The following is a 2,212-nucleotide window of genomic DNA, read 5'->3' on the forward strand; positions in this document are numbered from 1 at the left end:
ATCCATTGTCTATCAGATGGAGTTAACTGCAGTTGATCTAATATAGCTGTCTCTTTTGCTTTACCTTCATTGCCACTATATTTCACATCACTGACATCATGCAGTAATACGGCGAGTTCAATAATATCATGACGGACTAATCCTTCTTCTTTACTAATCACTAATGCGTTATGTCTGACACGTTCTATATGCTGAAAGTCATGACTAGCATCAAATTGACTATAAATGTCCTTTACTAAGCGTTCACATTTTTCAATAGCATTCAAAACAATTTCACTTCCTAACCGAGCGACTAAATTCACTAATTGTATCATTGCATAGATTACGCTCTATTCGCAATAGAACGATTCGACATATCGTTGACTATGTTCGACAATTCATGTATAGTATTGTCATCCATTCGCAGAATATTTTGTGTGTTACGGATCAAAAAACTGACATTTCACTCTACCCCTATGAGGAGGAACGTTCATGCATCATGGCAAAGTAAAATGGTTTAACACCGAAAAAGGATATGGATTTATCGATTATAATGATGGTGACGATGTGTTCGTCCATTTTACTGGAATCCAAGCTGAAGGGTTCAGAACGTTAGAGGAAGGTCAAGACGTGTCCTTTGAAATCATCGAAGGAACCCGTGGTCCACAAGCTGCAAATGTATTAATAATTAAATCATAAGATGACCCACCGATCTTTCGATTGGTGGGTTTTTATATGTTTTTGTTATTTTGTTTTTACTTTATTCAGCTCTTGACCTAAAAATTGCAACTGATCCCCGACGGTACAACTATTAATACAAAAGCGATGTGCCATTGTTTTGCCAGCGTTTATTTTTAGTTCTCTTTTAATGAAGCAACCATCGCAATAAGCCTCAAGCAAATCATCGATTTCACTGATAACTGTAAGTTTATTCAATTGCTTCATCCTTTCATTATAGACTTACTAGCCTATTTTGGTATGTTTTATCTTGAAAACCTCTTAAAAACATAGGTTTATCTTACACCCACGTTGCTTTTACTTGCAACTGCCATTATAATTGTCGAGTTGGAAATAAACAGATTTTTTTCGCGGTTCGATAGCTCCCAGGTTATCAAAAACTACAGGAGGATTTATATGTTTAATGAAGTGCTTGGAATAGGATTTGCAATTTTGAACATGATATTCGTATTAATCATGTACAAATTTTTTGGAAGAACAGGATTGTTTGTGTGGGTTGGATTCGCAACAGTATTAGCAAACATTCAAGTAGTCAAACTCATCGAGATATTCGGATTGACTGCTACACTTGGTAATGCTGTATACGGAAGTATATTCTTGGTTACCGATATTTTAAATGAGAAATACGGACAAAAAGAAGCGAAAAAAGCGGTATGGTTAGGATTCGCTTCTTTAATTATGATGATGGTGATTATGCAAGTTGTTCTGCTGTTTGAACCAGCCCCCGATGATTTTGCTCAACAATCATTAGGGACGATTTTCGGATTGATACCTCGAATCGCACTTGGTAGTATGATTGCATATATCATAAGTCAATATACGGATGTAATTATATTTAGTTTCCTACGAAAATTATTCCCTTCAGACGCTGCGTTTTGGATTCGGAATAATGGTTCAACCATGCTAAGTCAGTTATTGGATACGCTCATATTTACATCCATTGCATTTATTGGTATATATCCTACAGATGTTTGGATTAGTATATTTATTTCGACTTATGTATTGAAATTCCTTGTGTCAATTGTTGGTACTCCATTTGGATATATGGCAAAACGTATTACACCAGTGGATGAAAAATAAGGAGTTGAATGTATGCTTGAAGTGTATATTGATGGAGCGAGCGCTGGAAATCCAGGACCAAGTGGTGTGGGTATTTTCATCAAAGGCGAAGGTCATCAGCTAAGGTTTTCAAAGTATGTTGGTATTTATGATAATCATACGACTGAATTTATTGCTTTATTACGAGGCCTTGAAGAAGCACAAAAACTTTCCAAAGAGTTTATATCTCTGAGGTCAGATTCACAAGTTGTGGTTACTGCCGTAGAAAAACGTTTCGTTAAAAGCCCAGTATATAAAGAATGGCTAGATCAAGCATTAGAGATTGCTGATACATTTGATTTTTTCTTTATTAAATGGATACCTTCTAAAACTAATCTGACTGCTGATCAATTAGCACGACAAGCCATACTTAGAGAAAAAAACTCATGAGCAATGC

General features: G+C 35.7%; 4 protein-coding genes and 1 pseudogene. 3 read left to right on the forward strand and 2 right to left on the reverse strand.

What is annotated here, in order from left to right:
• Window positions 1-266 (reverse strand): annotated as a pseudogene (locus AC1DOS_RS19530) (HD domain-containing protein); the annotation flags it as partial.
• A 205-nt stretch (window positions 267-471) separates the two neighbouring features.
• On the opposite strand from AC1DOS_RS19530, the gene AC1DOS_RS19535 reads away from it, so the two are divergent.
• Window positions 472-678 carry a cold shock domain-containing protein gene (locus AC1DOS_RS19535; protein ID WP_108585812.1) on the forward strand — a complete coding sequence of 69 codons (207 nt, stop codon included), beginning with the start codon at window positions 472-474 and terminating at the stop codon, window positions 676-678.
• A 45-nt stretch (window positions 679-723) separates the two neighbouring features.
• Here AC1DOS_RS19535 and AC1DOS_RS19540 read toward each other — a convergent pair whose 3' ends face one another.
• On the reverse strand, window positions 724-915 hold the full coding sequence (locus AC1DOS_RS19540) for a zinc-finger domain-containing protein (RefSeq protein WP_108585813.1): 192 nt from the start codon (window positions 913-915) through the stop codon (window positions 724-726).
• A 198-nt stretch (window positions 916-1,113) separates the two neighbouring features.
• On the opposite strand from AC1DOS_RS19540, the gene AC1DOS_RS19545 reads away from it, so the two are divergent.
• Both AC1DOS_RS19545 and AC1DOS_RS19550 read left to right on the forward strand, forming a co-directional pair.
• Window positions 1,114-1,797 (forward strand): queuosine precursor transporter, encoded by a 684-nt coding sequence (locus tag AC1DOS_RS19545; RefSeq protein ID WP_477538824.1) that lies wholly within the window; start codon window positions 1,114-1,116, stop codon window positions 1,795-1,797.
• Window positions 1,798-1,809: 12 nt separating this feature from the next.
• Window positions 1,810-2,205 carry a reverse transcriptase-like protein gene (locus AC1DOS_RS19550; protein WP_108585815.1) on the forward strand — a complete coding sequence of 132 codons (396 nt, stop codon included), beginning with the start codon at window positions 1,810-1,812 and terminating at the stop codon, window positions 2,203-2,205.
• Window positions 2,206-2,212 lie beyond the last annotated feature (7 nt).

The sequence above is a fragment of the Paenisporosarcina sp. P5_A11 genome, assembly GCF_056400705.1.